Annotated in this window: 26 protein-coding genes; 12 read left to right on the top strand and 14 right to left on the bottom strand. The window is 50.1% G+C overall.

Translation table 11 applies throughout. The features are described 5' to 3' along the window. Nucleotides 1–6 precede the first annotated feature (6 nt). On the bottom strand, nucleotides 7–282 hold the full coding sequence (locus ACNQKP_RS15315) for a hypothetical protein (RefSeq protein WP_417865739.1): 276 nt from the start codon (nucleotides 280–282) through the stop codon (nucleotides 7–9). Nucleotides 283–329: 47 nt separating this feature from the next. Here ACNQKP_RS15315 and ACNQKP_RS15310 point away from each other — a divergent pair, with 47 nt between their 5' ends. Further along, on the top strand, nucleotides 330–1,007 hold the full coding sequence (locus tag ACNQKP_RS15310; protein WP_417865737.1) for a response regulator transcription factor: 678 nt from the start codon (nucleotides 330–332) through the stop codon (nucleotides 1,005–1,007). A gap of 7 nt (nucleotides 1,008–1,014) precedes the next feature. Further along, nucleotides 1,015–2,352: a sensor histidine kinase gene (locus tag ACNQKP_RS15305; protein WP_417865735.1), complete on the top strand. Its 1,338-nt coding sequence runs from the start codon at nucleotides 1,015–1,017 to the stop codon at nucleotides 2,350–2,352. Here the strand turns inward: ACNQKP_RS15305 and ACNQKP_RS15300 are convergent, their stop codons facing one another. After that, complete coding sequence (locus tag ACNQKP_RS15300) at nucleotides 2,353–3,384, bottom strand: hemolysin family protein (protein ID WP_417865733.1); 1,032 nt, start codon at nucleotides 3,382–3,384, stop codon at nucleotides 2,353–2,355. 207 nt (nucleotides 3,385–3,591) lie between these two features. Between ACNQKP_RS15300 and ACNQKP_RS15295 the strand changes: the two genes are divergently transcribed. Then, complete coding sequence (locus tag ACNQKP_RS15295) at nucleotides 3,592–4,164, top strand: hypothetical protein (protein ID WP_417865731.1); 573 nt, start codon at nucleotides 3,592–3,594, stop codon at nucleotides 4,162–4,164. Nucleotides 4,165–4,231: 67 nt separating this feature from the next. Here ACNQKP_RS15295 and ACNQKP_RS15290 read toward each other — a convergent pair whose 3' ends face one another. Beyond that, nucleotides 4,232–4,657 (bottom strand): response regulator, encoded by a 426-nt coding sequence (locus tag ACNQKP_RS15290; protein WP_011164606.1) that lies wholly within the window; start codon nucleotides 4,655–4,657, stop codon nucleotides 4,232–4,234. 128 nt (nucleotides 4,658–4,785) lie between these two features. After that, nucleotides 4,786–6,369 (bottom strand): Rnase Y domain-containing protein, encoded by a 1,584-nt coding sequence (locus ACNQKP_RS15285; RefSeq protein ID WP_417865729.1) that lies wholly within the window; start codon nucleotides 6,367–6,369, stop codon nucleotides 4,786–4,788. Nucleotides 6,370–6,510: 141 nt separating this feature from the next. Here ACNQKP_RS15285 and ACNQKP_RS15280 point away from each other — a divergent pair, with 141 nt between their 5' ends. Continuing rightward, on the top strand, nucleotides 6,511–6,960 hold the full coding sequence (locus tag ACNQKP_RS15280) for an OsmC family protein (protein ID WP_417865727.1): 450 nt from the start codon (nucleotides 6,511–6,513) through the stop codon (nucleotides 6,958–6,960). Next, nucleotides 6,957–7,358, top strand: coding sequence for an alternative ribosome rescue aminoacyl-tRNA hydrolase ArfB (arfB, locus tag ACNQKP_RS15275; protein WP_417865725.1), 402 nt, complete (start codon nucleotides 6,957–6,959; stop codon nucleotides 7,356–7,358). Before ACNQKP_RS15280 ends, arfB begins: the two co-directional genes overlap by 4 nt. 4 nt (nucleotides 7,359–7,362) lie before the next feature. On the opposite strand, the gene ACNQKP_RS15270 is transcribed toward arfB, so the two are convergent. Next, entirely contained in the window at nucleotides 7,363–8,601 is a 1,239-nt protein-coding gene (locus tag ACNQKP_RS15270) for an MFS transporter (protein WP_417865723.1), read from the bottom strand. Between the two features lie 50 nt (nucleotides 8,602–8,651). Here ACNQKP_RS15270 and ACNQKP_RS15265 point away from each other — a divergent pair, with 50 nt between their 5' ends. Genes ACNQKP_RS15265 through ACNQKP_RS15255 form a run of 3 tightly spaced genes read left to right on the top strand, consistent with a single transcriptional unit; the run spans nucleotide 8,652 to nucleotide 10,255 of the window. Beyond that, nucleotides 8,652–9,041, top strand: a complete 390-nt coding sequence (locus ACNQKP_RS15265) for a hypothetical protein (protein ID WP_417865721.1) — start codon at nucleotides 8,652–8,654, stop codon at nucleotides 9,039–9,041. 9 nt (nucleotides 9,042–9,050) lie between these two features. Then, a complete protein-coding gene (locus ACNQKP_RS15260) occupies nucleotides 9,051–9,866 on the top strand; it encodes a sulfite exporter TauE/SafE family protein (RefSeq protein WP_417865719.1) in 816 nt (271 codons plus the stop codon). Beyond that, a complete protein-coding gene (locus ACNQKP_RS15255; protein ID WP_417865717.1) occupies nucleotides 9,863–10,255 on the top strand; it encodes a DUF1634 domain-containing protein in 393 nt (130 codons plus the stop codon). The genes ACNQKP_RS15260 and ACNQKP_RS15255 overlap by 4 nt, the downstream gene beginning before the upstream one ends. Before the next feature lie 6 nt (nucleotides 10,256–10,261). On the opposite strand, the gene ACNQKP_RS15250 is transcribed toward ACNQKP_RS15255, so the two are convergent. Beyond that, complete coding sequence (locus ACNQKP_RS15250) at nucleotides 10,262–10,474, bottom strand: hypothetical protein (RefSeq protein WP_417865715.1); 213 nt, start codon at nucleotides 10,472–10,474, stop codon at nucleotides 10,262–10,264. A gap of 239 nt (nucleotides 10,475–10,713) precedes the next feature. Here ACNQKP_RS15250 and ACNQKP_RS15245 point away from each other — a divergent pair, with 239 nt between their 5' ends. Further along, the gene (locus ACNQKP_RS15245) at nucleotides 10,714–11,193 is read left to right on the top strand and encodes a DUF4442 domain-containing protein (protein ID WP_417865713.1); all 480 of its coding nucleotides are present in this window, start codon (nucleotides 10,714–10,716) and stop codon (nucleotides 11,191–11,193) included. Here the strand turns inward: ACNQKP_RS15245 and ACNQKP_RS15240 are convergent. After that, nucleotides 11,179–12,177, bottom strand: a complete 999-nt coding sequence (locus ACNQKP_RS15240) for an NAD(P)H-dependent flavin oxidoreductase (RefSeq protein ID WP_417865711.1) — start codon at nucleotides 12,175–12,177, stop codon at nucleotides 11,179–11,181. The two genes, ACNQKP_RS15245 and ACNQKP_RS15240, sit on opposite strands and share 15 nt — an antisense overlap. A gap of 62 nt (nucleotides 12,178–12,239) precedes the next feature. Then, the gene (locus ACNQKP_RS15235) at nucleotides 12,240–12,866 is read right to left on the bottom strand and encodes a TetR/AcrR family transcriptional regulator (RefSeq protein ID WP_011164596.1); all 627 of its coding nucleotides are present in this window, start codon (nucleotides 12,864–12,866) and stop codon (nucleotides 12,240–12,242) included. A 605-nt stretch (nucleotides 12,867–13,471) separates the two neighbouring features. Here ACNQKP_RS15235 and ACNQKP_RS15230 point away from each other — a divergent pair. After that, complete coding sequence (locus ACNQKP_RS15230; RefSeq protein ID WP_417865709.1) at nucleotides 13,472–13,987, top strand: LuxR C-terminal-related transcriptional regulator; 516 nt, start codon at nucleotides 13,472–13,474, stop codon at nucleotides 13,985–13,987. Here ACNQKP_RS15230 and ACNQKP_RS15225 read toward each other — a convergent pair. Together ACNQKP_RS15225 and ACNQKP_RS15220 are read right to left on the bottom strand one after the other, a co-directional pair. After that, complete coding sequence (locus tag ACNQKP_RS15225) at nucleotides 13,984–14,955, bottom strand: universal stress protein (protein WP_417865707.1); 972 nt, start codon at nucleotides 14,953–14,955, stop codon at nucleotides 13,984–13,986. The genes ACNQKP_RS15230 and ACNQKP_RS15225 overlap by 4 nt on opposite strands. 152 nt (nucleotides 14,956–15,107) lie before the next feature. Continuing rightward, entirely contained in the window at nucleotides 15,108–16,649 is a 1,542-nt protein-coding gene (locus tag ACNQKP_RS15220; protein WP_417865705.1) for an MFS transporter, read from the bottom strand. A gap of 474 nt (nucleotides 16,650–17,123) precedes the next feature. On the opposite strand from ACNQKP_RS15220, the gene ACNQKP_RS15215 reads away from it, so the two are divergent. Continuing rightward, nucleotides 17,124–18,740 carry a fumarate hydratase gene (locus ACNQKP_RS15215; RefSeq protein WP_417865703.1) on the top strand — a complete coding sequence of 539 codons (1,617 nt, stop codon included), beginning with the start codon at nucleotides 17,124–17,126 and terminating at the stop codon, nucleotides 18,738–18,740. 34 nt (nucleotides 18,741–18,774) lie between these two features. Here ACNQKP_RS15215 and ACNQKP_RS15210 read toward each other — a convergent pair whose 3' ends face one another. The 4 genes from ACNQKP_RS15210 to ACNQKP_RS15195 all read right to left on the bottom strand — a co-directional run bounded on the left by ACNQKP_RS15210 (nucleotide 18,775) and on the right by ACNQKP_RS15195 (nucleotide 21,659). Further along, a complete protein-coding gene (locus ACNQKP_RS15210; protein ID WP_417865701.1) occupies nucleotides 18,775–19,812 on the bottom strand; it encodes an AI-2E family transporter in 1,038 nt (345 codons plus the stop codon). 5 nt (nucleotides 19,813–19,817) lie between these two features. Beyond that, nucleotides 19,818–20,585, bottom strand: coding sequence for a nitroreductase family protein (locus ACNQKP_RS15205; protein ID WP_417865699.1), 768 nt, complete (start codon nucleotides 20,583–20,585; stop codon nucleotides 19,818–19,820). Next, the gene (locus ACNQKP_RS15200; RefSeq protein WP_417865697.1) at nucleotides 20,586–20,915 is read right to left on the bottom strand and encodes a hypothetical protein; all 330 of its coding nucleotides are present in this window, start codon (nucleotides 20,913–20,915) and stop codon (nucleotides 20,586–20,588) included. A 78-nt stretch (nucleotides 20,916–20,993) separates the two neighbouring features. Next, nucleotides 20,994–21,659: a PilZ domain-containing protein gene (locus ACNQKP_RS15195; protein ID WP_417865695.1), complete on the bottom strand. Its 666-nt coding sequence runs from the start codon at nucleotides 21,657–21,659 to the stop codon at nucleotides 20,994–20,996. Between the two features lie 594 nt (nucleotides 21,660–22,253). Here ACNQKP_RS15195 and ACNQKP_RS15190 point away from each other — a divergent pair. Then, on the top strand, nucleotides 22,254–25,034 hold the full coding sequence (locus tag ACNQKP_RS15190) for a CHASE domain-containing protein (protein WP_417865693.1): 2,781 nt from the start codon (nucleotides 22,254–22,256) through the stop codon (nucleotides 25,032–25,034).

Here is a 25,034-nt window from a genome sequence, read left to right as displayed (position 1 = left end):
ATCAAATTATGTAGTAGCGGATGCTTTCGCTTTTTCTTTTACGCATTTACGAATTTCTTTTTTGCTGGCTTTTGGATTTTCGGATTTGCAAGCCTGGCTGTAAGCCTTCAATTCCTTCTTAGAAGCTTTTGCAGCGTAACCTGGTTGGGTGACAGCAAATGTCAGAGCTAGAGCGAAAAATGCAATCCATTGGGTTTTCATCGGGGGGACTCCTTCTGTTTGTTTAAGCCTAACAAATGGCAAAAAACCAACAATGGCTGAAAATAAAAAATCTTTTAACATAGAAAATAACTTTCAGAGTCCGGTCGGGATTGGGCTATAGTGACGCCATGAACATCCTGTTGCTGGAAGACGACGAAGAAATCTCCAAGCGTCTTGTAATCACATTTGAATCTCAGGGCTGGGCAGTCAAAGCTGTGCAGTCGATATCAGAGCTTGCCACTCTTTTAAAGGCCAAGTCCTTTTATCCGCAGGTGGTGGTGCAGGACCGAATGATTGCCGGCACCGATTCCGCCCAGTACGTAGAACGTATCAAGACGTCTTTTATTGATACGAAGATTCTGGTTCTGTCTGCCATCGACACCAGCAATGAAAAAGCCCGCCTGTTGGATCTGGGGGCTGATGACTATGTGGCAAAGCCTTACTCAACTTCAGAGCTGGTGGCGCGGATCAAGGCCCTGGGGCGCAGATCCACGCTGGTGGCTTCAGGCAATCTGATGACTGTCGGAAATCTTACGATCGACATGGGGCTTCGTCGGGCGGAAGTGGCCGGGGACGTCGTGAACCTGTCGCAAAAAGAATTTCAGTTGTTATCGCTGTTTGCCCATCATCCGGGAAAGGTGTTTCCGAAAGAAGTCCTGCTTGAAAAAGTCTGGGACAACAAGGGTGATGTGGAATCCAAGGTCGTTGAAGCCACAGTGAACAACCTGCGCCGCAAACTGGAATCAGGAAAATGTTCCTGCGGGATAAAAAACGTGCGCAACGTGGGGTACTGGCTTGAGGCTTAAGTTCTTTTTGCTTTCACTTTTAACCCTGGTCTTTACCAGTCTGTGCATCACCTTTTTACTGGCGTATTTCTATCAAAGTGAGCGGCTGGCCTTTATTGACGATCAGGTTCGTGAAACCGCCACGGCCATTGTGGATTCCGAACTGTCTGATTTAAAAACCTACGACTATCAGATTGCCAACGCATTGATTTCTGAAGAGCTGGGCCCGGATCGCGTGGGGAAGTTCTTTATCGTGCGAAACTCCAAGGATGAAATTCTGTTTCAGACCGACAATGTCAGTCTGCTTGAGGTGGCCATTCCGCGCAGTCCGCAGTGGGTGACTATCGAACAAGATGGCAGGCTTTTGCGGGTCTTGAATCTAAGTCTGCCAAAATTTCCCAATCGCACCTTGCAGGTTGGGGCCATTACGGATTCAAATTTCATTTTTTGGTCAACTCTGACCCAGAGGTCCGTGGTGTTGATTTCTTTGATCGTGGGCATTGTTCTGGTTATGACGTGGTTTTTGTCAGCCCAGCTGTTTTCGCCGGTGCGTGAGCTGGAAGGTTTCCTGCATGAAGCCAGTGCCATGCTTGAAAGCAAAAAGGACATCCCGGAGATACCGCATCGCCTGCTTTCACCGCAGATGAAATATCTGCGCCGCCGGGATGAATTCAAATCTTTGGTGGAGGGTATTTCCCATTTGGTCGGGCGGGTGAATATGAATAATAAATTCACCAAATCATGGACCTTCCAGATGGTTCATGAAATCAAAACCCCGCTGACACTTTTAAATCGTGAGCTGGAACGCCTGCAGGAAAAGTATCACTGGGAATCCAGCGAAAATCACGAAGTGCAGCGGCAGTTGAACCGTGTTTCCCGCACCATCACCAATTTCCTGGATTGGGCGGATCTGGCCAATGCTGAAAAGCCTGAAAATCTGCATGTGCTAAAAGTGCAATCCGTGGTGCGCGACGTGTGCAGTTCCATTCAGCGCGCTTATCCGGATCGATTGAGTCTGGACCTGCAGGCTGATTTTCAGGTGATGTGCAATCCGCTGCATCTGGAACAGGTGATTGAAAACCTGACCGTGAATGCGCTTCGCTACACGCAAGACTCGGTGACGGTGGTCTTAAAAGAAAATGTTCTGATGGTAAAAGATCAGGGGGCCGGGGTGCCAGATGAGGTGCTGGAACGTCTGGGGACTCCTTTTAATCGCGGACCTCATCGTTCCGGTCAGGAAAAAGGCAGTGGGCTGGGTTTGGCTTGGGTGTTTTCTGTCGCCACGCTTTATGGGTGGAAGTTCACTCTGGCCAATAGTGATGGAACCCGGGCCGGGATCGAGTTCCCGGCATTGAATGAAGGCTGATTAAATAGGACGGCGGCGGGACTTCGACGCCAGGATCTTTTTCATCAGACCATCGTCATCTTCGTCAAAGACATCACCGATGATTTCTTCAAAGATATCTTCCATGGTCACAAGACCCATCGGGTGTTGTTGTTCATAGATGATGGCCATGTGTGATTTTTGTTCCTGCATTTTTAGCAAAATTCGGAACAAGGGTTCAAAAGCCTTAAAGCGCAGAATTGGACGGATCACACTTTGCCACTCAGATTCACCGTAGCGGCGCGCGGTCAGGAATTCTTTGGTGTTGATAAGACCAATAACCTCTTCACCATCAAGAACCGGCAACCGGGTGTGGCGGGAGTTCATAATGATGGTCTCAACATCTTCGATGGAGTCGGTCTTGCGCACGAAGATGACATCTTTCCAGGGCAGCATGATTTCCCGGGCCATTTTCTTGTCGGCACTGACCAGATTCACCACATATTGTTTGGTTTGTTGTGGCAGATCCTCAAATTCAATATGGGTTTCTTTTGGCGCTTTGTGGAAGTTCCCAAAGGTGAACAGCTTCAGCACGACATTTGTGGACCATTCAAGAATGGTCACGGCCGGGGAAAGCAGCTTTTCGCCAAAGTACAAGCCTTGTGCCGTGAAAAGCGCAATGGCCAAGGGGTTTCGCAAAGCCAAGGTTTTGGGAACCAGCTCGCCGATAACCACACTTAAATAAGAGATAGGCAGTACCACCATCGCAATGGCCACGGCCTCTGCGGTTTGTTCAGACAGGGCAAAAGTGCTCATCAACCAGGGACTCAAGGCCTCTTCCGCTCCCGCACCACCGACGGCAGCGGCGATTGCTCCCACCAGGGTGATGCCGATCTGGATGACAGACAGGGTTCGTTCCGGATTTTCTTTTAATTTCAGCAGACGGCGTGCGCTTTTATGAGTCGGCGCCAGACGCTTTAATTGCTGACGGTTGACCGTGACAAAGGCCATCTCGGAACCGGAAAGAAGCATGTTTACAAAAAGACAGGCGGCGACAACGATGAACTCAGTCATGTGCGCTCCTGCGGGAAAGGGACGAGTATTTCGGGTAAGGGTCAGGATCCATAGGTTTCAGATACTACACTGGCGGTGAGCTGCCCGCAAAGGGACGCTGCGTTTCAGGCATGAGAGCAACAGTTGCGTTGCGTCATTTGGTTTCGTGGACAATGTAGTTGATTTTATTGGCGCAACTCGGCAAAAGGGGGCCTCGAGGGGGATACTATGAAGGTTGTTTCGTTGATTCTTGGTCTTTTGCTGGCAGTTTCTACGGCGTCCGCGGACTGGGCACAGGATTTCTCTGAACTAAAAGATATTCCACGCAGCTATGAAGATTCCGGGGCGATCTGTGAAGAAGTGGCGCGCCTTGAAATGCAGCGCACGTATCCTGCTCCGCAATACAAAGTTGAAGTGGGCATCGCTTACGGTGATGGAGCTCGCACGATTGGTGAGCTGGATGTGGTGATCTTTGATAACAACCTGAACAAGGTTCTGAAAATCGCTGAAGTAAAATGCTGGAAAGATATTCGTGCTGGTTTGCAAAAAGCCCAGGAACAAAGAGCTCGATTCCTTAAGTACAACCGCTCTGGAAAACCTTTGTTCTTCCGTTCGACTTCGTCCAAGCAGACTTTCGATAAAGAGCAGTTTGCCTTTGTGAACGAATTCTTCTCTATCGCGCAAAAAGGTTCTGCTTCTCAGGGGTTTGAAGTGGAGCTTGAGTACACTTTGAAAGAGATGCATCAGCATCGTTACGAAATGATCCGCTGTCAGAATCAAGGGCAGTGCGCGAAGCCCTAAGGCCTTGATAGTTCTGGGGCCACGGACATCATGCCCGAGGCCCCGTTGCATGCGTTCCTAAGTTGCCTTAGATAGAACGCAAAATAAAATTAAATGATCTCATCATGGAACTGAATGCCTGGCGCTTGTTGATAAAGCCCATATAGGTGAAGTTTCTCACCAGTGGCAGATCCAGTTCTTCTTCGCTGTGACCGGTGTAAATCACCACCGGGATGGGCCGACGGATCTTGTGAACCTTTCTTTCTGTCAAAAGACGATCCATCAAAAGTAAAGTGTCACGACCGCCCATTTGTGGCATTTGCCAGTCCAAAATCACCAAATCAAAATGTCTGTTCGCAAGAAGTGGGATGGAATCTTGACCGTCGAAAGCCATCGTGACATCGCATTTGTAGTGATCAAGGATGTGTGACATGAGTTTCACAGAATCCAAGCTATCGTCGATCACCAGAACGCGAGGTGTGCGTTGTTTTTCGAGATTAGTTTCTAAGACCATGAATATTCTCCCTGTGTGTCGCTACTTCAGTAATTGAAACCGAAGTAGATCGGAGAATCTTCTAAAAGAACTAGCATGAAGGGATTTTAATAGAAGGTCTGTCTAAAGACAGAAAGAACTCACATTGCTTATGCGAGTTCTTTCCTTGTTTGTTCAGTGACAACAGTTTCGCGCACCACGACCACTTTAATTGATCCTGGGTAATTGCATTCTTCTTCGATGCGCGCCGCAATTTTACGCGACAAATCCATGGCTTGAGTGTCATCCACTTTTTTGCCATTCACCATCACTCGACATTCGCGACCACCACTTAATACGAAGCAGTCAGTTACGCCTGGGAAGCTGCGAGCAATGTCCTGCAGTTCAGAGACCTTCTGATTGTAGGACTCAATTGTCGAGCGACGAGCGCCCGGACGAGCGCCAGACACCGCATCGGCCGCGATCACCAGGAATGCATGATCTGTGCTTGGTTGTTCGTCAAAGTGGTGGGCTTTCACGGCATGAACCACGTCAGCGGCTTCACCGCGAGCCGCGATAAAGTCAGCACCAATCACGGCGTGTCCGCCCTCGACGGTATGGTCCATGGATTTACCGATATCGTGAAGCATGCCCACACGGCGTGCTTTCTTGATATCAATACCCAGCTCAGCGGCCATCAGGCCCGCCAGCCAGCCGACTTCACCACAGTGGAAATACTGATTCTGAGTGAAGGAGTAACGATAGCGCAAAGAACCCATCATCTGACGGATCTCGGCGTTCAAACCTTCCAGCTTCAATTCTTTAGCCAAAGAATCGCCATCGTGTTTGATGTTTTTGAAAAGTTCTTTCTTCTGATTCTCAGCAATTTTTCTGATGAAGTCAGGATTGATGTTTTTCTTTTCCTTGAAGATGCGCTCCAGGGTGCGACGGGTCAGTTCGCGGCGAACAGGATCAAAACCGGCAACTCCGACCATGTCCATGCCTTCTTCCACGATGATGTCGCAACCACACGCATCCTGAACGGCCTTGATGTTGTTGCCAGCCGGATCACAGAAGAGCTTGCGAATATGTGCATCCGGGAAGTTCACCGCACCAATACCGCGCTCAGCGCAGTAAGGGCGGGCGAAACGGTCAATCACCAGGCTTAAGATGCGCTTGGCTTCTGATTCAGCGTGTTCTTTGGTGTCGGCTTCGGTTTCCTGGATCATGCGGGCAGCACGACGGCGGGATTCCTCTTCCATCTGGTTTTTCAGCTGGGTTTTGAACTCTTCAGCGGAAGTGCCCAGGCGCTCAGTCAGCTTCTGTACCAGTTCCTGGTTCAGAGCTTTCTGGGCGTCTTTGATTTTACCAAGCTCAGATTCCTGACCACGCAGGGCCTGCTCCTGAACCTTGACGTCGGCTTCGCGATCCTGAAGTTTCTTTTTTTCTTCCTGAACGATGGCGTCGGCTTTGGCTTTTTTCTCGTTGGCGACTTCCTGCAGATCCTCGATGCGTCCTTCGGACTTCAGCATCTCGGGTTCCACCTTGGTCCACAATTCCATTTCGATTTCCTGGATGCGCTCTTTTTCCTCCAGGTTGCGAAGTTCGATGACTTCATTGGCTTCGTCCAAAATATCCTGGGCCTCTTCGCGAGCCAGACGCAAAGTGCGTGCTCTGAAGAATTTGTGCAAGGCCCAGCCCAAACCACCACCGGCGACAATTCCAATTATGGCTGTAGCAATCATTGCAATCATAAGGGTACTCCTAACCTCGTTATTGTACCTCCCAATGGAAGGTCATTGCAAACCTTTGCCGCGCAATGGGGGCCTTTACTTCTGGCGTTATGGACGGTAGGCTACTTCCCAAGTGCATTGCAGGAGGTTTTAATGGGTCATATGGCGTGTCAAACGAAGTGGGTTGGAGGCATTGGCTTCGAGTCGCAGATTCGTGACCACAAGGTCGCTATGGACTCACGCAGCGATGGTGGCAAGGACCAAGGGCCGTCCCCGAAAGAACTGCTTTTGGCCAGTATCTGCGGCTGCACCGGGATGGACGTGGTTTCCATCCTGCAGAAAATGAGAGTCGGGCTTCAGTCCTGCAATGTGGACGCAGACACCGATACCACCGCGGGTTATCCGTCCATTTTCGACCGCGTAAAACTGAAATTCCTCGTAAAAGGTGAAATGAAGAACGAACAGCTGATGAAGGCTGTGGTTTTGTCCATGACCAAGTACTGTGGTGTTAGCGCGATGGTTGTGAAAGCCTCTCCGATTGATTACGAAGTCTACCTGAACGATGTGAAGATCGGCGAAGGACAGGCCGATTTTGAAAGCGCCAAGGCATGATCGATATTCAGATTCCTTTTGCAGAACTTGACTTCACCTATGCCAGGTCCCGAGGACCCGGGGGGCAGAACGTCAATCGCACCAATTCGGCGGCGATTCTGCGTTGGAATCTGATGAGCTCCCAGGTGATCAGCGAACAATTAAAACTGCGCCTGCAGGCCAAGCTTGCTGCGCAGTTGACCGAAGACGGGGATATTCTGATTCGCAGTGATGTGCATCGGGATCAGGATCAGAACCGTTCCGAGTGCATTGCGCGTCTGCATGCACTTTTAAGAAAAGCCCTCTTTGTTCCCAAAAAACGAGTGGCCACCAAGCCGTCCCGCAGCTCTGTGCGCAAACGCCTGGATACCAAGCGCAAGCATTCTGAAACCAAATCCCTGCGCCAAAAAGTAAAATAATGTTTTAAACGACCGGTTCTGCCACGTGCTCTGCCGGAGCCGGGCCGCCGCCTTCAACCGCTTCAATACGGCGGGACAGGAAGATCGCCACAAAGGTGAAGCCGATGGCGATATAGCCCACCACCGGGTAATGCTCCAGGCGTCCATTGGCTCCGGTTGTGACAATCAATCCGCCGATGTAACTGGAAACCGCTGACGACAACTGCTGTACGCAGCTGACGATGCTCATGAAGCTTCCGCGGTTTTGTGGTCGGGCGGTTCCTGAAACCAGGGCTGTTGCCGGAATCATGCGACCGCCGGAAACCACAAAGAAAAAGGCACAGATCGCCAGCACCACCCAAAGTGGACTTGGTCCCAGATTGGTGATCACCCAGTAAGGAATCAGCGTCACCAAGGCGCCCCACAGGAAGACCTTGTGTTTGCCATAGCGATCCGCCAAACGACCAATGAACGGGGAGCTGAAGATCGTAAAGGCCCCGCCGATCATGTACATCAGCGGCAGCTGAGCTTCACTGAGGCCTGCGTTGGCCACCAGTGACGGGGACAGAAAGGGGATGATGGCAAAGTGGCCGAACATCACAGAAGACATGAAATACAAGCCACGGCGCTGGTTTTTGTTGTTGGCGATGCGGCTGATGGTGTTCCACATCGGTTCTTTGTTAACGCCGCCCTCAAGGTGTTTGCTCATGGATGGAACTTTGAACCAGATCACCACGCAAAGGACCAGGGAGGTGCATCCCAGGAAGATAAACGGAGCGTGCCAGTTGAACTGGTTCGCCAGGAACAAGCTGAAGGGAACACCCAGAATGGACGCCATGGAAAACGAAGTCATGATCACGCCCATGGCGCTGCCACGACGCTCGTAAGAAATCGCATCACTGACAATGGAAAGAACCAAAGAACCCAGCACGCCACCAAAGACGCCCGTCAATCCACGGGCCAAGAGCAGCGTCTCATAGTTCGGCGCAAGACCGCAGGCCACGGTCCCCACCGAGAATCCGACGAAGAAGAACAGCAGACAGGCCTTGCGATCAAACTTGTCCAGAAAGAAAGAGGCGGCAAAGCCGCTCAGGCCCGCAAAGAAGGTGTACGATGACACGAGGAGTCCGAACTGATGCGGATTGATCGCAAACATGCGCATCAACTGAGGCCCCAGCGGCATCATGATCATGAAGTCCACGATGGAACTGAACTGAATGGAAGCCAGGATCGCGAGAAGGAGCTTTTCTTGTTTGGAAAACACGGGGGGTCCTTTTTGTTGACGTGTTTAAAACTTACCGATAAGCCATGGATATGGCAACAATTTGGAAGTTTACGAAGTTTGTTATTGGTTTGGTGGTTCTTGGTTTGATCCTGTGGGCGGTGCTCGCTAACTACAGTGTGATCTTCTCTAAAACTGTGATTGGTGAAATCACCAGTGTTGAGCGTGTTGAAATTCCTGTGGCACTTGTCACGCGCGCTGAAGGAAATATCACATCCCAGGTGTTCTCTTTCGCTATCGGTATTAAGGACACTAAAACAAACGAAATCTTCACAGCGTCTTCCGAAGACCGTCAATGGGCGGTGGCTCAGCCAGGTCAGTGTGCGGAAGCTGTTTTCCTGCCTTATCCACCTTGGCAGTTCACAAAGAAAGACACTTATTTCGGGGCTCGTCTGGTAAAACTTTACGAGTGTGCAAAGTAAGCAGACGCAATGTTTGAGCTGCTGCTGCTGATCACTTCCATGGCCGCCGGATTCCTCGGGGCCCTTCTGGGGCTCGGTGGCGGGATTATTGTGGTGCCGGTTTTGACTCTCGTATATCACGTTGATATTCGTTACGCGATTGCCGCCAGTCTGATTTCGATTGTGGCCACGTCCTCTGGTGCTGCTGCCAGCTACCTGAAAGATTCTTTGACCAATCTGCGACTGGCTGTGTTTCTGGAAGTCGGAACAGTCAGTGGCGCGATCGTCGGCTTTTTGATTTCTTCCTATATCAAGGCTCAATTCTTGTTTCTGTTGTTTGGAACCTTCTTGTTTTTCTCGGCATTGATGATGCTGCGTAAACGCGGCGAACACATTGCCACGGTCAATCATCCTTGGGCGGAAAAGCTAAAGCTTGATGGTATCTATCCTGAAAGTGACAACCGTCTGGTTGAATACAAAGTGCAGAACGTCCCCCTGGGGTTGTTTGCCATGTTTGGTGCGGGTGTGATGTCGGCGCTTCTGGGGATTGGCAGCGGGATCTTCAAGGTTCTGGCCATGGATGGGGCGATGAAGCTGCCGATCAAGGTTTCCAGTGCGACTTCGAATTTTATGATTGGTGTGACGGCCTCTGCCAGTGCCGGGGCTTATCTTCTGCGCGGAGATATCCGTCCTGAAATCGCAGCCCCTGTGGCTGTCGGAATCATCGTGGGATCTTTTGTCGGCGCTAAAGCCATGGTGAAGATTCCTGCGGTAAGAATTCGGCAGATCTTTGTGGTGGTGCTGAGTATCGTGTCCATTCAGATGATCATCAAGGGGTTGAAGTGACGCCGACTCCACAAACACCGGAAAAAGAGTCCTTGCATGACCTTGAGCTGACTATCAGTCAGATCCTTCGTGGCGGCGTTTTGTTTGCAGGGATTTTCCTGCTGACAGGCTGGTTGTGGATGTTGTTGCGTAACGGTTCTGAGCTTCAGTCTTTCAGCGCATACGAACCGCGCCCTTTTGTTGAAAATATTCAATGGGCCCTGGTGATGAATGACCGTGCATTGTTGATCGCTCAGTTTGGTCTGGTGGTGTTGGTGTGTCTGCCGCTGGTGCGCGTGTTGATGACCGCCATCCTGTTCCTGAAGCAAAAGGACAAAGGGCTTGCGATCATGGCGCTAACGGTCTTTGTGGCTCTGGTCGGAAGCTTTCTGTTGGGGATTGATCTGTAAATATCCTTACAGCAGGTTTTTTGCCAGATACCATGGCAGAATGATGTACAAAGTAACATCGCGAATCAGATAGTAAGCAAAAAACACGGCAAAGAATTTCCAGCCATAACGGCGAATCACGCCCTTTAATCCGCTTTCGCGAAAAATCTGCTTCGCCTCACGAAACACTCGTGGAGTCCAGCGATCCAGAAACTTGGTTTTGGGTGGAGCTTGTTCCATATAAAAAAGAACCCCTTGCTGTTTCTATCCTCTCCTTTAAAGGCGAATAGTCAAGGGGTCAATAAACGGGGCAGGAGTCCCGTGAGAAGGAGGGAATGAGAACATGAAGGAAGGGAAATTCACGGAGCTCCTGTCTGATTTCATTACACTCCTGATGGTGCGTTTTGTCAAAAGGTCGAGGCGTGAGTGAAAAACGCTGGTCCATCTCTGGGCGTGAGTCCTACTATTGATGAATGAATATGAAAAATCTCAAATACACACTGTTCGTTCATCTTTATGGTCTTTTCAAAATTCCTTTGGTTTTGTTTGTCAGTCCGCGCGTGGTTGAGGCGGGTAAAAAGCGCTTCGTGATCAAAATCCCGCTGGGATATCGCACGAAGAATCATCTGAATTCGATGTATTTTGGTGCATTGGGAATTGGTGCAGAGCTTTCCATCGCGGCGGCGGCGGTGTTTGCCATTGCGGAAAGCAAGCAGAAGATTGACTTTGTATTCAAGGATTTCAAGGGCGACTATTTGAAGCGCGGTGATGGTGATGTGCACTTTATCTGCGACGAGGTTGAAATGGTAAACTCTTTGATTGAAGAGTCCAAAACCAATCCAAACCGCATCGAAAGAAAAATGAAGGGTTATGCGATCGTTCCTTCAGTCAGTGAAACAGAGCCCATCATGACTTATGAGCTCACACTTTCCGTCAGAAACAGATCAATCAAGGCCTAACTGGGAAAGGCTTTTTACACTCTCGTCATATTCGTTGATGAGTTTGGCGTAGATCTCTTTCACCGTCAGAATCTCCTCCACCAGGCCCACAGACTGCCCGGCAGTCCATACGGTTTTCCAAGTGGGTTTGGTGGCCGCTGCCTCCAGGGATTTCATTCCCATCAGATGAATCAAAGGCACCATGTACTTCTTTGTCAGTTTGTAGTCCTTTAGGATTTTCATCGCCCACGGCAGGTCAGTTCCCATTTTCTGCACGTAAGGGGTGTTGATCACTGCAGCCGGCGTGCCGGACACTCGTGTGGTCATCACGATATCCTCCGGTGTCGAGTTCACGATGGCGTCTTTATAGGACTGATCCACCTGGGCTTCGCGACTGGCGATGAATCGTGTTCCCACGCTGACGCCGGAGGCGCCCAGTGCAAGGCAGGCTGAGATCATCGAACCGTGGGCAATGCCGCCGGCAGCAATGATGGGGATCTGCAGGCGGGTTTTCAGCCACGGAATCAAAACCAACGGAGAAATCGGTCCGGCGTGTCCGCCAGCACCCGCACCCACAGCAATCACGCCGTCAGCGCCCATGTCCTGAACTTTCAGGGCGTGCTCCAGATTCGTGACATCGCAAAAAACCTTGGCGCCATTTTTGTGGGCGTCCTGGATCACAGATTTGGGGCTTCCCAGGGAGGTGATGAACATTTCCACGCCGTGATCCAAAGCCACTTTGATGTCTTCTCTTTGGCGGGTGTTGCTTTTGTTCACAATGACATTTACGCCAATGGGTTTCTTGGTGCGGCTTTTGATGTTTTTCAGGGCTTCAGCGTATTGTTCGATCGGGCGGTAGTTCAGGGCAGGGAAGGTGCCGATTCCGCCAGCCTCGCTGGCTTCAACGACGATGTCGGTGTTGCTGACCAGAAACATCGGGGCGGCGATGATGGGATAGTTGATGCCCATGGTGTCGGTGAAACTGGTTTTGATCTTTTTGAGCATAAAAAAAAGCCTCCCTGCTTTCATAAAGAATACGGGGAGGCTCGGAGGACGCAAGTAATTTCTTAAGGCTTCAGGTATCTGCTGAACAGAGTGAAGACTTCTTTTTTGATCGCTTCTTCGCGCTCGACAGTTTGCGGTCCCAACAATCCCAACTGAAGGATGTTGTTAAAGCAGCTGACGACAAAAAGAGCCATCATGTCACGGTCGCGTCCCTGGTAAACCGGCATGTGTGCCAAAACCGCTTTTTGGTAGTGTTCAAAGAACACACGGCGTGTTTCCCAGTAGTCCAGCATGCCTTGAACGCCTTGCAGGGCGGTTCTTAGCGGGCGGTTGTCGTGGAAGCGTGTGAAGCCGATGTCGATGAAGGCGTGGATCTTGGCGTCCAGGTCCGGCGTTTGAAGATGAGCCAGTTTCTCTTCAATATATGCCAGATCTTTCTGCAGAAGATCGTCAATCACCGCAGCCACAATGGCTTCTTTGTTGGCAAAGAACTGATATAGAGACCCGATGCTGACGCCCGCCATTTCGGCGATCTTGTCAGTAGTGATAGCGTGGTAGGGCTCTTGAACCAGAAGGCGTGCGCAGGATTCTACAATGCTGGCCACCGTCTCTTTGGAGCGTTTCTGGACGGGGATTTTCAGCATGTACTTCTTTTCAGGACTTGTGTGAGTTTGTGGAGCTGCACCCATAAATTCCTCCTTTTTGAGGTTATAAACTTGGCTCAGGTTCATATTCGGCCAAGAGGGTTTATAATTCAATACTAGTTCGGCAAGTATCATTTAGCAGTACCGACGTCCTCCCTAGAGGTACATCTTTACCGGTCTTTAACATAAAATTAAAACTATCGTCTTATTCTGATCCTATACCCCTAAACAATAGAAGTATTGCTCTACCGTAATCAAAAAATGGTAGAAATGAGAGCTTTTTATTATGTTTATGTTGAAATACGTGTTTTCTGCGAGGTGTTTTTAAATTTTTCTACTAACTTTGTGAATGAAATTTTTGAGTTACGCTGCGTAATTTCGAAGAATAGGATCGCCGAATGAGCATTTGGGGATCCAATATGTTGGCAAAGTACCGGTCGTTCATCGCTGCGCGCAATGCATGTCGTGGCCTCTGACCTCACATTTTAAAAGCGAGTTAATAAGGCTGCTAAGTATATGAAGTTACGAGTGTTAATAGGCTTTGTGGGGCCGCCTCAAGGCGTGAGCTCTTTAATTATTTTGGGTCCTATGATGGGCATCATGTTTTGCAGAACAGCTTTCGGCGACGATGACATGGACGGAGGTGGCGTGTGGACGGCCAGAATGATTTAAAGCACTTTGCAAATCTGGGTACCAAGCTGGGTTTGTGCGTGAAGGATCAGGACAAGCGAGTTCTTTATCAGAATGAAAACAGTATTCGCACTTGTGGCGATATGCTGGGTCAGCAGTGCTCCAAGACGTGCATGACTCTGTATAAGAAGATCGAGGAATGTTCCGCCATCTCTGAAGGCATGAAGCTCTTCAAGGCCACTGAAATTGAAGGTCACAAGGTGGATGCCTTGATCGTGAACGACGGTGATAAGATCACCACCATGCTTTATCCGCTGGATGAAAGCGAAGAAAAATTCCAGAAGCAGGAAGCCTACTTCCGTGAAAAGGGTCTGACCAAGAGTGAAATCCGTATTATGCAGATGGTACTGCAGGGGATGACCAACTCAAACATCGCCGAGAAGCTTTTCATTTCCAAGGCGACGTTGAAAACTCATTTGAATAATATTTATAAGAAACTTCCAGAGTCCATGCGCCCGTCCCAGGTGCGCAACTAAGGGGACGGTTCAACAAAGCGGTCCTCTTTCTTGTCATAGAAGTGGCGGGTCAGCACGTAGACCGGGCAATGGGCCTTGCGGACGACGTTGCGGGTATAGCTGCCCAAGATCGCGGCGCTCATCGGACCGCTTTGGGCTTCCATCACCACCAGATCTGCTTCGGTGCTGTCGATAGCTTCCATCACGAGTTCATCCACGCCACGGAACGAGTTATCAATAATAAATTGTGCTTCCACGCCTTCCTTGTGGGCCCAGTCGACCCAGTGCTGGGCGCGATGGGATTGTTCTTCAATGGTGTGCTCGATAATTTGTTCCAGCGTCAGCATCTGACCTTTAAAATTGTAAATGCGCGGGCGTGTGTCCAGATCAAAAAGGCTTTCGATCGGGCGTGCAATTGCATGCAGCAGGGTTACGCCGGACTTCAGGCTCTTGGCCAATTCCAGAACGTGACGGAAGTTGTCCTTGGAATGTTCACCAAACTCGGTCGGGAATAGAATGTTCTTCGGAGAGCGGGTTTTGGTGGTGTGGGCCCCCACCACGCAGACCGGGACTTCACTTTGAAGAAGCAAGCTTTCGGCGAAACTTCCCAGAATAAAGCGCTGGAATCCTTCGCGCCCATGGCTGCCGACGACGATCAGGTTGGTTCCGGTGCGCAGGGCGTAATGGGACAGGGTTTCTGCTGCTCCAGCGTGCGACTGTGAGGCGTGGGGAATGACTTTGGGTTCCAGCAGGAAGGGAAGGTTGTAGTCGCTCAGAACCTCTTTAAAGAGTGATTCGGCGGTCTTGGAATGATCTGTGACCCAGGCCGGGACTTCATAGGTTGGCAGTACGATTTCGTTTTCACGCAAAAGGTACAAGGGTTCAATTTCCGCCTGCAGTGTCTGGTGCAGGTGAGTCAGGTAGTCCGCCATGCGCTGGTTGAGTTCTTTGTTGTCTTCAAAAGCATCCAAAGCCCAGATGATTCTCATAGAACCTCCCAGTCGTTATTGTGCCGTGAAGAATTGATGCAATAAAGAACTCGGCTTAGTGCTTGTCGGGAATCAGTGTGGCAGATGACAGGGCTTAAAACGAAAAAAGCCTGCCGGGTATGGCAGGCTTTTTAAATCGAACCAGAGAGGTTCTATGTGGTCGGTGCCGGGTCAGAGTTGCCCACTGTCGTGGTGCCAAGTTTCTGAGCCTTTTCTTCCGCCTTTTCGATCTCTTCGATGTATTTCTTGGTCGCTTTTGGAAGTTCATTCCACATGCGCAGGGAAAGCAAAAGCCCCATAACTGCAAACGGAATCAGGAACAACGGCCAGTAAGCCCAGCTCTTGTGAGACAGGTAGCCGATTGCCAGGGACTGAATACCAGAGCCCAGGTACACGCAACCATCCACGATACCGGAAGCAGTTGCCGTCATTTTCTTGCCACCGAAGTCTGCCGCAGCCGTGCCGGACATCAAAGAGTGGACGCCGATAACAGTCAGCGTGATCATGATTGCAGCCAGACCCAATACCGTTGGATTGGAGAACAAGCTGAATGCCATGATGATCAAAAGGATGATCATGATGAAGTTGTTGATCGCCGCTGGAGGACCGCGACGGGACTGGAAGAAGCGGTCAGAAACGATCCCGGCCATGAAGCCACCGAAGATACCAGTCATACAAAGCAACAGACCCCAGTTTTTGATGAAGAACTGAGAGCCTTCAAAGAACACAGCGTCTTTGTCTTTCATTTCGTGCGCGAATACCAGATACCACTGCATGATACCGTTACGCAGAACGCCGGAGGTGAAATCCACCAGAGCGATAGTGATCATCACCGGATTGGTGAAGATCTTTTTCAGCATGAAGCCGATGGTGATTTTAACGTTGGAATCATCGTAGTCAGAGGAAGCATCCGCCGTGTCAAAGTCACCGAAGTTTGCTTCAGCCGGAGAGTCCTTCAAAAGAACGAAGTCGATCAAAGCCCAGACCAGCAACAGGAAAGCCGGGATCGCAAACACCAGCCAAGTGGCGTTGGTAACGCCCGTGTCGATAGCGAAGATGTGACGGATGAAGCTTTGGAACGCTGTTGGCTCATGCCCCAGTTGCAGCTTGGAAGCCTCAACGATTGCCTGACCCCAGTCGAATGCAAAGTAAACCCCGAAGGAAATCAAAGTGCCGAAGATTGCGCCGAAGACACCGCGCTCACGCACGTGGAACCAGTAAGCTTTAACTTTGATGATGGAAACCGCACCGTAGGACTGGAAGAACATGTTCAGGGCGAACAATACGGAGTATGCAACAACCATGTTTGTTTTCAAGGTGCCCATCAGGAACAGATAAGTCGCGCCGGCCATCAGCAAGTTCATGATGGAAGAGCCCAAAGCAGCGATGATGATCCCTTTTTTGCCGCCGATTTTATCAACGATAGGACCATTCAGAAGGAAAGAGAAACCGTAGGTGATTGTGCCGGCCGCGAAGATGATACCAAATTGTTCTTTGGTCATCAGGTCGCCCAGGGCATTTTTGGAAACGTTCAGGTTGTAACGTGCCATGTACAAGAAGGCATACGTCATACCAAGAGGGAACCAGTTAACGAAACGACGAATCATGAACTTGCGTGAATGTCCAAGCGGGTTGTTCTTGAAGTACAAGAAGATAACCGCGAACAGACAGGCGCTGACCAGTAATAATGCCATGGAACCTCCGGTAAAATTTCGAGGAAGCTAAAGGAAAATGAGCCACTTTGCAATCTAAAGAGCCTTCGTTTGCTCCGAAGTTACTTCAAGATTGTGTTAGGGAGCCGGGAAACTGGTTCCAGAGTGGGATTTTATTTTCTCTCCTCTGTGGGACGCTGCAAAAACTTCACGATGAAAACTCTCAAATCTGTTTAATGGGACCCCTGAGTTTCCCATAAGCAAAACTTATGGAAGCGGTAAAAATTATGACTTTGTGCTTATAGGTCCAGGGCGATATGTTGTGTTTCAGAAGGAGACGTTCCAAACGAAACCTTCTAACCTCGGTAGGTTCCTGACCACTCTCCCAGCGAAAGAGAGACCCGGTCCCAAGAAAAACGCCGCAATCGCGGCTCACAAAGTCCCACCCAAATAGCCCACCTAACACAGCCTACCGGGGCTTGCGCGCGAACACGACGCAATGCTACTTTCAATACCATGTCATTTAAATACTTCCCCCTCTACGAAAAGCAAAAAGATACCACTCAATACAAAAAAATCTCCTCCGATCACGTGCGCGTGGAAAAAGTCGGCGAGCGAGAGGTTCTGATTGTCGAACCTGAAGCTCTTGAGCTGCTTGCTCAAGAGGCATTGAGCGATGTGTCGCACCTGTTGCGCCCAAAACACCTTGAGAAGCTTGAAAAAATTCTGCAGGACCCTGAAGCATCACCCAATGACCGCTTCGTGGCGGTGGATTTGCTGCGCAATGCGGTGATCGCGGCACAAATGGAGTTCCCATCCTGCCAGGACACAGGAACAGCGATTGTGATCGGTAAAAAAGGCGAGCGCGTCTTCACCGGTGCTGATGACAAGGAATTCCTGTCCAAAGGGATTTTCAACACTTACCAAAAGCGCAACCTGCGTTTCTCGCAGATGGCGCCGATTTCTTTCTTTGAAGAAAAAAACACCGGCAGCAATCTGCCAGCGCAGATCGACATTTATTCCGAGCAGGGTGAGGAATACAATTTCCTGTTCCTGGCCAAAGGCGGCGGCAGTGCGAATAAATCCTATCTGTATCAGAAAACAAAAGCGGTTTTGAATCCCGAGGGCTTTGAAAAGTTCGTGCGCGAAACGCTGAATTCTCTGGGAACAGCGGCGTGCCCTCCGTATCACCTGGCATTCTGCGTGGGCGGAACGTCTGCAGAGGAAACTCTGAAGATCGTCAAGTACGCTTCTGCGGGTTATCTGGATGGTTTGCCAACGACAGGCAGCGAGGGTGGGCGCGCCTATCGTGATCTGGAAATGGAAAAGCAAGTCGAGCAATGGGCTCGTGAAACCGGTATTGGTGCTCAGTTTGGCGGCAAGTACTTCGTGCACGATGTGCGCGTGATTCGTCTGCCTCGTCACGGGGCAAGTTGCCCGATTGGTGTGGGTGTCAGCTGTTCTGCCGACCGTAACATCAAAGGCAAGATCACCCGTGATGGTATCTTCCTTGAGCAGTTAGAGCTTCACCCGGAACAGTACCTGCCAAATCATTTGCAGGACGCAGGTGCCGAAGCGATTGAAATTGATCTGAATAAACCAATGGCAGAGACACTGAAAGTTCTTTCCCAGCAAAAAGTGGCAACGCGTGTGATGCTAAACGGTCCGATGATCGTGGCACGCGATATTGCCCATGCAAAGCTGAAAGAAAAAGTGGATCGCGGCGAAGGTGTGCCTCAGTACTTTAAGGATTATGCAGTATATTACGCGGGCCCGGCGAAGACCCCGAAAGGCTACGCTTCCGGCTCCTTCGGTCCGACGACCAGTGAACGTATGGATCCTTATGTGGGCACCTTCCAGGCTCTGGGGGGCTCGATGATCATGCTGGGTAAGGGAAACCGCAGCCCACAGGTCACAGAGGCGTGCAAACAGTACGGGGGCTTCTATCTGGGATCCATCGGTGGTCCGGCGGCTCGTCTGGGTAAAGAGTGCATCACGAAGGTGGAAGTGCTCGATTTCCCGGAATTGGGCATGGAGTCGGTGTGGAAGATCGAAGTGAAGGACTTCCCTGCCTTTATCATCGTCGATGACAAAGGAAATGATTTCTTCAAGTCAGTCATCAGAAGACTGTAAAAAACAAAAAAGCCTCCCACCGGGAGGCTTTTTTTTATGTCTCTTTCAGCAGGATCGGCGAAATGCCGACGAAGAGATTCATGATCACCGGTCCGATCAGCAAACCTGGCAGGCCCATCATGATAATGGCTCCCACCACACAGGTGAATCCAATCACCGGCGAGATGTCCTGATCTCCACCGACGATAAATGGCTTCAGGATGTTATCAATGCTGCCCGCGATGGTGGCAACTATGAATAGACCGATGGCGGAACCCGTGCGGTCACCGATAAAGGCCAGCACACAAAGCAGGTAACCCACCGGGGCTGCGCCAATCACCGGAATGAAGGACACGAAGAATGTGACCGTCAGAACAAGCCAGAAATCGCCTTCGCCAAAAATCAGACTGCCAGCGCCAATAAGACTGGCCTGAATCAGGCCGATGACCAGAGTGGAAAACAAAGTGACCCAGCAGCTTTTTTTGGTGATCACGATCAGTTTTTCAGTCGTTTCAGATTTCAAAGGGCTATAGCGCAAAGTGAAGTCTTTGATGCCCGGAGCTTTGATCAGCATCACTGTCATGGCGATCAAAAACACAAAGATCAAAAGCAGAATCGCCGGAAGTTGTCCCAGGAACTGGGTGGAGTATTCAATGGCGACACTTCCAACTTTGTGCAGAACGTTTTCCATCACTTCACGGGCTGGTCCGGCCAGATCTGTGCCGGTAAGGTCTGAAAGTTTTTGCAGCATGTTTATCGCGTAGTTTTTCAGATTGTGGGCCTGAGAAAGAATCTGGTCTGTTTCAATATTTTTGGGCTGGCTGGCGTAAACCACAATACGGTAAATGGCTAGGGACAACGGAATCAGGAACAAACACATTCCCAGAAGCATAAAGATCAACGACCAGGACTTTCTTCCCAGTCGGCCTTTGGCGCTGAGTTTTTCAATCCAGTCATTCAAGCCCAGCGCAAAAACTCCCGCCAGCGTCAGAGGCATAAGAAATGGAATATTGATGAAAAGAAATGCTGCCAGCAGCAGAATCAGAAAAAACCAGTGTACAGCTTGAGGTTTGTTTTTAAATGAATTCAGCATACGTCCTACACTTTCTTGATAAATAAATCCTGGCTGCCACGAATACGTTCAGCATAGATGCCTTTTTCAGATCTTTTGCCCGCGCTGATAATCATCGTGACGGCGGCTCCAGACGGAAGATTCAGCAGTTTTTTTACACGGACCTCATCAAAACCTTCCATCGGGCAACTGTCGTAGCCGGCGGCGCGAAAAGCCAGCATAAGGTTTTCGCAGGCTAATGCTGTGGTCTTGGTGGCCCATAGCAAATTACCGCTGCGACCAAAAGGTCCACGCGGTATCACCCGAAACATTCCAAGGATAAAGACGGCGAGAGTTTTGAACGGCGCCAGAATGTGCAGCGGACCATTGCCGTATACGAAGGGCACCAGCTTATTGTAATAAGCGTGAACACTCTTTGGTGTGTCGTGCCGGTTGGCAAAATAGATCTGATTGATCTTTTGGCCACGCTGCCATTGATCTGGTCGTGCCACACAGGCAATCAGCGTCGGTGCGGTGCGGGCTGCTGGCTGGTTCAGGCAGAGCTCCTTCAGACGCTGAAGCTTATCGGGGCTTTTCACCCAGTAAAACTCCCACGGTTGAAGATTGGACGAATTGGGTGCGAGCAGTCCCAGGCGCAGACAGTCTTCGACGACCGCATCCGGAATTGGTTCGTTGGTGTAGTGGCGCACGGAACGACGGCTTTCGACGACCTTGGAGAATTCGTCAAAATTGCACTCAACAGCAGGTTCGGAGTACATCACATCTGGAGCTTTGCTGAAAATATTGTCGGACATTTAATTTTGAACCTCGCACTGCATGCGTGCATCACTGCGACAATTGATCCAGGTGCCATCATGTCGGGGTGGCAGATAGTTGGGGCTGCAAAAGGTGTTGGTGAAGGTGGTGTATGTCAGGGAGCGTCCGCGATGAGTCATCTCGCAAGTCCAGCGGGCATCACGTTCGGCTTCATTTTCGGAGCGCTGTTTGATGTTGTTAAAACAGAAGCTGCCGCTGTTGGCATTGCAGTAAGAATACTCTGATCCACGGCCGTTGACCTGGATGGTTTTGGCAAATACGGACTGTGACATAAGAATTGCAAATACAGCAAGAATCATCGATTTCATAAAGGCCTCCGCCTCTCAATCAACGCACAGTTTAGAGGGGGAGGCAACAGACAGTGTTATCAAGGCATAGCGTCAGTGTCAGGCTTGGGTAAGAAACTGAACGCCCAGTTCCTGAGCCTGTTCAGTCTCGTTCCAGCGCGACCAGCGGACCTGTCCTTCGACGCTGACATATTCGCCTTCTTTGTTCTGGTAGGTGAGGTTGACAAAGTCTTTCTTCGTATAGAATGGAGCCTTAATCTTAAGGCAAGAGCCGTTAAGTGAAATGTTCTCAAAGGCGCCTCCCATAATTGGCTGAAAGCCGCGGTTTTCCGTTCCCAGTGGCAGCATAGAAGGGCTGACCATGGCCCGGCTTTCCTGCGTCTCGCGTTTGTCCTGCCGAAGCTCCAGTTGACGGCCGCTCAGATAGGCTTGGATGTCTTTCAGCAGGTTGGCTTCTTCGGTCTTCCACAGCACCACGAAGTCATTGCGGGATTTCAGACGGATTTTCATTGAACTTGAGAGTTCATTTACCACAAAGAAGGTTTTCACATTGCGTGTGGTTTTTTGCAGATAGCTGTAAAGGTCAAAGTGACGGACCTCCAGGAAAGGCAAGAAGACAACGATGATCTTTTCCGCATCGTTGTTTTGCAGAACCGGGCGCAGCGAATAGGGATTGTCGATCAGTGTGCAATCGAAGGTCTTTTCGTTTTTCAGTTGTGCAGGAATACGGTTGGTGCCGGTGATAAAGATTTGTGTGTTCATCATTCTTAAGTTCCCCCTTGTGCAGAACCCTATAAGCAAGCATGAAGCCAGCCTCAGCCCAGCGCAGATTGGTTCCTCAGAAAAAGTGCGTGAACAGGTGTCTAGAAATTACTGACAGTGTTAAGTTCCTTCCTCTCAAAATGAGACTCCGACGGGAGGAGGGGTGAGAGGGCCTCTTGCTCAGGCCCCCTCACTGGAGGGAAGGGTATTTGAATGGATACAGCGTAAATGCCGCCTCCTATATAATAGGAGTGAAGATCGCCAAGCTGATCTTTCTCACCATAGAGACCACCCTGGGAGAGGTTCATGGGCTCTGTGGTATGAAAGCGCAAGTGAAGCTGTTGATCTGGGCTATTTGCCGTTACATCGCTCATGTTAATTCAGTAATGCAATCGATAGGCCCTCTGTGAGGGCGCATATATTTCATCTGACAGAATTTAGCTGGTTTTTCGGGGCAAAATGACCCGAATGGCCGGAGAAAAACCCCTCTGCATTTCTACAATAATAATGGTGTGTTTTCCTTGCGATGAAGCCTGTCTTCACCTAAGAATGAATTAAGACTGAATAAATCATTAATCCTGGGAGAGAAGGGTTTTTGTGAAAAGACTAAAGCGGCTGTTCGTTCTGTCACATGAATGGAATGTCTTTCTTGTTCTGTTGATTATCATCTCTGTCAGCGTTCTGAGCTGGTGGATGGTTAAGGTGCATCTTGAAAAAGAATGGAGTGCACGCCTTGAATCAGAGATCGGAAGTGTTCAGGCGGTGATAAACCGTGAGTTCTTCGGCTATGGTCAGTCGTTGATGGACACTCGTGCCTTCTTCCAGCTGGCGGGAATTCCCACGGCGAAAGAATATCAGGACTATGTGGACTCTTCCCAGGTGCTTCGACGTTTCCCGGGCTTGCAGGGTATCGGCTTTGCCCAGAAAGTTGAAAAAGACGGAGTCGCGAATCTTGAGCGTGCCATGCGTGATCAGGGATTTGTTGATTTCAAATTCTGGCCCGAGGGGGAACGCCCTCTCTATACTTCAATCACATTGATACAGCCCCAGGACTGGCGCAATAAAAAGGCCATGGGCTTTGATATGTATTCTGATCTGACCCGCCAGTCGGCCATGGACAAGGCTCTGTTGGGAAATTTGATGGCAGTATCTGATCCCGTGGTGCTGGTGCAGGATGATCAGGAGGAATTCCAAAAAGGCTTCCTTATTTATCTGCCGGTGACCAAGACCATCGATGTTTCAGGTGAGGTTGAGCCCAAAAACATGCTTCTGGGGTTTGTCTACTCTGTCGTGCGTATCAATCGCTTCTTTAACGGGGCTTTTGGTGTGCCTCAGTTCTATGATGAAAAGGTCAACTATAAGATCACCATTTATGATCAGAAAATGGGTCGAACCATTCCGATCTATGAACGTTTCCCTTCCAAGTCGGAAGCCAAGGTGCTGTCTGATATTTCCGTCAGCCGTGAAATCAAAGTGTTCGACAAAACCTGGACCATTCACTTTGAACCGCTGCCGCATTTCTTTAACTGGTACGAGCGCTATGTTCCGATTCTTTTTGCGTTCGTGACGCTGGTGATGCTGTCGGTGATCTTCCTGGCTTTGTGGTCGACCCAGCAGTTCCTGAAATTCAGCGAGCGTCACAAGGCTTCCTTGTCCCAGCTTTCAAAAAACAAGTCTGAAGACATCGCATTGTTCCGGCAGCTAAACACGGTGAAGGCGGATTTGTCTTCGGCGATCGAAGGCAGTTCCTTGTTTGAAAAATTCTGCAAGCACATGGAAAGCGTCTTTGAGGTGGAGGACTGTGTGGTCTTCGTGCGGGAGCAAAAGGGGCCTTATGAGAAGCGTTTTCAGAAAGCTTTGAATGTGTTCCCTGATATCCTGGATGTTCCCCGCGAATTTGACACGCATCTGGGCGAGGAGATGCTGGCCACTCAAGGCGCTGCAGAGGCGATGCAAAAAGCCCTGGCCATGATACCACCGGAAGTGCGAAAAACCCTGGATCAGTCCTCTTATTATCTGGTTCGCACGGTCATGCATGAGTCCGGTAAGGAAACCTCTGTATTGATAATTCTGAAAGGTCCCAAAAGCCTGCTGGATTCCGAGATGAAGTCCTATGCGGTTCAGCGCGTGGTGGGGCAATTCACCATGTCTTATGATAAGGCCATTTTGCTTCGTCGTGCGGAAGATGCGAACTTTATGAAAAGTTCGTTCCTGGCCAACATGAGCCACGAGATCCGCACACCCCTGGGTGTGATCGTGGGTTATTCAGAGATTCTGGCAGATGATGATCTGGAATCCGGCGATAAAGAACAGATTGTGAAAAGCATCAAGCGCAACGGCAAAGAGCTGGCGCGATTGATTGATGATATTCTGGATATTTCCAAAGTGGAGGCCGGCAAGCTGCATTTTGAAATGGCCCAGGTGAATTTGGAAAATCTGATTCAGGAAATCAAATCCATTATGGAAGTGCGCGCTTCTGACAAGAAGATCCAGTTCAGCACGGCGAAGCTCAGCAATGTGCCTTCAATGGTGGTGACTGATGATGTGCGCCTGAAGCAGATTCTGGTGAACGTCGTAGGGAATGCCATCAAGTTCACGGAAAAAGGCGGCGTGAAGCTGCTTTATAAAACCGTTGCCAATGATCAGGGCGATCAGTTTCTGGAGTTCCAGGTGCAGGACAGCGGTGTCGGTATCAGCGAAAAAGGCCGTGAAATGCTGTTTAAGCCGTTCTCTCAGGCTGATGTTTCCACTACCCGCAAATATGGCGGCACTGGATTGGGATTGGCTCTTTCCAAGCGTCTGGCTGAACTTCTGGGCGGGGATTTGTTCCTGCAGGAATCCTCCATTGGAAAAGGTTCCACGTTCTGTCTGCGCATTCCACTGAAGGATCTTGAAAAACGAGCCTTCAATGTGCGTCCTGAAAAGAATGTGGTGAAAGTGGAAAGTGCTCTGGAAGACGGTCCCAAGCGTGAGATTGACTGGGGTGCTTTGGATCTGAAAAATCTGCTGGCAGGATCAAGAATCCTGCTGGTCGAGGATTCTGAGGACAATCAGGAGATATTTGAACACTTCCTGCGCAGTGCCGGAGCGGATGTGATGATTGCGGACGACGGTGAAAAGGCCGTGGATCAGGCTTTCCGTTATAATCCGGATCTGATTCTGATGGATATCCAGATTCCCAAATTTGATGGCCGCGAGGCCACCAAGCGCATTCGTCAAAAGGGTTTCACCCGCAATGTGATTGCCCTGACGGCGCACGCCCTGCATGAAGAACTGCAAAGCTGTCTTGAGGCCGGCTGCAATGGCCAGATCACCAAGCCGGTGTCTGGAGAACTGCTGGTGCAGGAAGTCTACTTCTATCTGAATCACAAGGTTTGA

The sequence above is a fragment of the Bdellovibrio bacteriovorus genome, assembly GCF_048286975.1.
GTDB classification, from domain to species: domain Bacteria; phylum Bdellovibrionota; class Bdellovibrionia; order Bdellovibrionales; family Bdellovibrionaceae; genus Bdellovibrio; species Bdellovibrio bacteriovorus_H.
This window is presented reverse-complemented; position numbering and strand designations above follow the sequence as displayed.

What these genes read in the sequence shown, in the direction of transcription:
- ACNQKP_RS15235 (WP_011164596.1), bottom strand. Translation starts at nt 12,866, where the DNA reads ATGGGTGCAGCTCCACAAACTCACACAAGTCCTGAAAAGAAGTACATG.
- ACNQKP_RS15280 (WP_417865727.1), top strand. Translation starts at nt 6,511, where the DNA reads ATGGCGTGTCAAACGAAGTGGGTTGGAGGCATTGGCTTCGAGTCGCAG.
- ACNQKP_RS15205 (WP_417865699.1), bottom strand. Translation starts at nt 20,585, where the DNA reads ATGTCCGACAATATTTTCAGCAAAGCTCCAGATGTGATGTACTCCGAA.
- ACNQKP_RS15245 (WP_417865713.1), top strand. Translation starts at nt 10,714, where the DNA reads ATGAAAAATCTCAAATACACACTGTTCGTTCATCTTTATGGTCTTTTC.
- ACNQKP_RS15285 (WP_417865729.1), bottom strand. Translation starts at nt 6,369, where the DNA reads ATGATTGCAATGATTGCTACAGCCATAATTGGAATTGTCGCCGGTGGT.
- ACNQKP_RS15210 (WP_417865701.1), bottom strand. Translation starts at nt 19,812, where the DNA reads ATGCTGAATTCATTTAAAAACAAACCTCAAGCTGTACACTGGTTTTTT.
- ACNQKP_RS15240 (WP_417865711.1), bottom strand. Translation starts at nt 12,177, where the DNA reads ATGCTCAAAAAGATCAAAACCAGTTTCACCGACACCATGGGCATCAAC.
- ACNQKP_RS15250 (WP_417865715.1), bottom strand. Translation starts at nt 10,474, where the DNA reads ATGGAACAAGCTCCACCCAAAACCAAGTTTCTGGATCGCTGGACTCCA.
- ACNQKP_RS15200 (WP_417865697.1), bottom strand. Translation starts at nt 20,915, where the DNA reads ATGAAATCGATGATTCTTGCTGTATTTGCAATTCTTATGTCACAGTCC.
- ACNQKP_RS15310 (WP_417865737.1), top strand. Translation starts at nt 330, where the DNA reads ATGAACATCCTGTTGCTGGAAGACGACGAAGAAATCTCCAAGCGTCTT.
- ACNQKP_RS15290 (WP_011164606.1), bottom strand. Translation starts at nt 4,657, where the DNA reads ATGGTCTTAGAAACTAATCTCGAAAAACAACGCACACCTCGCGTTCTG.
- ACNQKP_RS15195 (WP_417865695.1), bottom strand. Translation starts at nt 21,659, where the DNA reads ATGATGAACACACAAATCTTTATCACCGGCACCAACCGTATTCCTGCA.
- ACNQKP_RS15225 (WP_417865707.1), bottom strand. Translation starts at nt 14,955, where the DNA reads ATGAGAATCATCTGGGCTTTGGATGCTTTTGAAGACAACAAAGAACTC.
- ACNQKP_RS15315 (WP_417865739.1), bottom strand. Translation starts at nt 282, where the DNA reads ATGTTAAAAGATTTTTTATTTTCAGCCATTGTTGGTTTTTTGCCATTT.
- ACNQKP_RS15265 (WP_417865721.1), top strand. Translation starts at nt 8,652, where the DNA reads ATGGCAACAATTTGGAAGTTTACGAAGTTTGTTATTGGTTTGGTGGTT.
- ACNQKP_RS15300 (WP_417865733.1), bottom strand. Translation starts at nt 3,384, where the DNA reads ATGACTGAGTTCATCGTTGTCGCCGCCTGTCTTTTTGTAAACATGCTT.
- ACNQKP_RS15260 (WP_417865719.1), top strand. Translation starts at nt 9,051, where the DNA reads ATGTTTGAGCTGCTGCTGCTGATCACTTCCATGGCCGCCGGATTCCTC.
- ACNQKP_RS15215 (WP_417865703.1), top strand. Translation starts at nt 17,124, where the DNA reads ATGTCATTTAAATACTTCCCCCTCTACGAAAAGCAAAAAGATACCACT.
- ACNQKP_RS15295 (WP_417865731.1), top strand. Translation starts at nt 3,592, where the DNA reads ATGAAGGTTGTTTCGTTGATTCTTGGTCTTTTGCTGGCAGTTTCTACG.
- arfB (WP_417865725.1), top strand. Translation starts at nt 6,957, where the DNA reads ATGATCGATATTCAGATTCCTTTTGCAGAACTTGACTTCACCTATGCC.
- ACNQKP_RS15220 (WP_417865705.1), bottom strand. Translation starts at nt 16,649, where the DNA reads ATGGCATTATTACTGGTCAGCGCCTGTCTGTTCGCGGTTATCTTCTTG.